The 2816-nt window shown below is 59.2% G+C and carries 1 protein-coding gene and 1 pseudogene; both read left to right on the forward strand.

From position 1 onward, the window contains the following. Positions 1–434: 434 nt before the first annotated feature. A complete protein-coding gene (locus AC4IFO_RS22695) occupies positions 435–590 on the forward strand; it encodes a hypothetical protein (protein ID WP_490737808.1) in 156 nt (51 codons plus the stop codon). 643 nt (positions 591–1233) lie between these two features. Beyond that, a pseudogene (locus tag AC4IFO_RS22700) lies at positions 1234–2816 on the forward strand (hypothetical protein); the annotation flags it as partial.

Raw genomic sequence — 2816 nt, forward strand, 5'->3', positions numbered from 1 at the left:
GGGCAGTACGCGTTTGATGCGAACGGCGGTGACAACACCGACAAATCCACCTACGCGTGGGGCAACAAAGGCAACACTGCGGCGGCCGTTTCAAGCGGCAATAGCGTCATCACTTCCGGCAACATCCCAGGTTATACACTGACCGTTGCGGACGTGGGTCAAGTGAAAGAAGTGTCGGTGCAGGCGAAAAATGGCTTGGCGGTGACCGGTAACACGGTGACGTTGGCGACAGACGCAAGCAAAGCCGACGGCAATGACACCACCGGTGGCAGCGGCAGTGGCGGTGAAAACCCGGGCGAAGTGATCGATCCGGCGGGCAAACCGCAAGTGGCGAACCTGAAACTTAAAGGTGAGCTGGCCGTGGGCAAAGCGTTAAGCGGGCAGTACGCGTTTGATGCGAACGGCGGTGACAACACCGACAAATCCACTTATGCATGGGGCAACAAAGGCAACACCGCGGCGGCAGTAAGCAGCGGCAGCAGCGTGACCACGTCAGGCACGGTACCGGGTTACACCTTGGTGGCGGCGGATGTGGGGCAAGTGAAAGAAGTGTCGGTGCAAGCGAAAAATGGCCTGGCGGTGACCGGTAACACGGTGACGCTGGCGACGGACGCAAGCAAAGCCGAGGGCAATGACACCACCGGTGGCAGCGGCAGTGGCGGTGAAAACCCGGGCGAGGTGATCGATCCGGCGGGCAAACCGCAAGTGGCGAACCTGACGTTAAAAGGTGAGCTGGCCGTCGGTCAAGCACTGACTGGGCAGTACGCGTTTGATGCGAACGGCGGTGACAACACCGATAAATCCACCTACGCGTGGGGTAATAAAGGCGTGACCTCAGGTCAAGTGGCCAGCGGCGCGTCAGTGACCACCTCCGGCACAGTACCGGGTTACACTTTGGTGCAAGCGGACGTGGGGCAAGTGAAAGAAGTGTCGGTGCAAGCGAAAAATGGCTTGGCGGTGACCGGTAACACGGTGACGTTGGCGACAGACGCAAGCAAAGCCGACGGCAATGACACCACCGGTGGCGGTACAGGCGGAAATACCGGAGAGATCATTGATCCGGCCGGTACACCGCAAGTGGCGAACCTGAAGCTTAAAGGTGAGCTGGCCGTGGGCAAAGCGTTAAGCGGGCAGTACGCGTTTGATGCAAACGGCGGTGAAGGAACCGACAAATCCACTTACGCGTGGGGCAACAAAGGCAACACCGCGGCGGCCGTAAGCAGCGGCAGCAGCGTGACCACGTCAGGCACGGTACCGGGTTACACCTTGGTGCAAGCGGATGTCGGTCAAGTGAAAGAAGTGTCGGTGCAGGCGAAAAATGGCTTGGCGGTGACCGGTAATACGGTGACGCTGGCGACGGACGCAAGCAAAGCCGAGGGCAATGACACCACCAGTGGCGGTACAGGCGGTAACCAAGGGGAAATTATTGACCCACTGGGCAAACCGCAAGTGGCGAACCTGACGTTAAAAGGTGAGCTGGCCGTCGGTCAAGCACTGACTGGGCAGTACGCGTTTGATGCGAATGGCGGCGAAGGGACGGACAAATCCACTTACGCGTGGGGTAATAAAGGGGCGACAGCCGGTCAAGTGGCCAGCGGCGCGTCAGTGACCACGTCAGGCACAGTACCGGGTTACACCTTGGTGCAAGCGGATGTCGGTCAAGTGAAAGAAGTGTCGGTGCAAGCGAAAAATGGCTTGGCGGTGACCGGTAACACGGTGACGCTGGCGACGGACGCAAGCAAAGCCGAGGGCAATGACACCACCGGTGGCGGCACGGGCGGCAACCAAGGGGAAATTATTGACCCACTGGGCACACCGCAAGTGGCCAACTTGAAACTGCAGGGTGAGCTGGCCGTGGGCAAAGTGTTAAGCGGGCAGTACGCGTTTGATGCGAACGGCGGTGACAACACCGACAAATCCACTTACGCATGGGGCAATAAAGGCAACACCGCGGCGGCCGTTTCAAGCGGCAATAGCGTTGTCATTTCTGGTAATGTGCCAAGTTATGCCTTGACTGCCGCAGACGTGGGTCAAGTGAAAGAAGTGTCGGTGCAAGCGAAAAATGGCCTGGCGGTGACCGGTAACACGGTGACGTTGGCGACGGACGCAAGCAAAGCCGAGGGCAATGACACCACCGGTGGCGGTACAGGCGGCAACCAAGGGGAAATTATTGACCCACTGGGCAAACCGCAAGTGGCGAACCTGACGTTAAAAGGTGAGCTGGCCGTCGGTCAAGCACTGACTGGGCAGTACGCGTTTGATGCGAATGGCGGCGAAGGGACGGACAAATCCACTTACGCGTGGGGTAATAAAGGGGCGACAGCCGGTCAAGTGGCCAGCGGCGCGTCAGTGACCACGTCAGGCACAGTACCGGGTTACACCTTGGTGCAAGCGGATGTGGGGCAAGTGAAAGAAGTGTCGGTGCAAGCGAAAAATGGCCTGGCGGTGACCGGTAACACGGTGACGCTGGCGACAGACGCAAGCAAAGCCGAGGGCAATGACACCACCGGTGGCGGTACAGGCGGTAACCAAGGGGAAATTATTGACCCACTGGGCAAGCCGCAAGTGGCCAACCTGACGTTAAAAGGCGAGCTGGCCGTCGGTCAAGCACTGACTGGGCAGTACGCGTTTGGTGCGAACGGCGGTGACAACACCGATAAATCCACCTACGCGTGGGGTAACAAAGGCAACACCGCGGCGGCAGTCAGCAGCGGCAGCAACGTGACCACCTCCGGCACGGTACCGGGTTACACCTTGGTGCAAGCGGATGTCGGTCAAGTGAAAGAAGTGTCGGTGCAAGCGAAAAATGGCTTGGC

The organism is Providencia sp. UF-224, assembly GCF_058245955.1.

Excerpts from the sequence above, each read along its gene's own strand:
- AC4IFO_RS22695 (WP_490737808.1), top strand. The coding sequence starts at position 435 with ATGGGGCAACAAAGGCAACACCGCGGCGGCAGTAAGCAGCGGCAGCAG.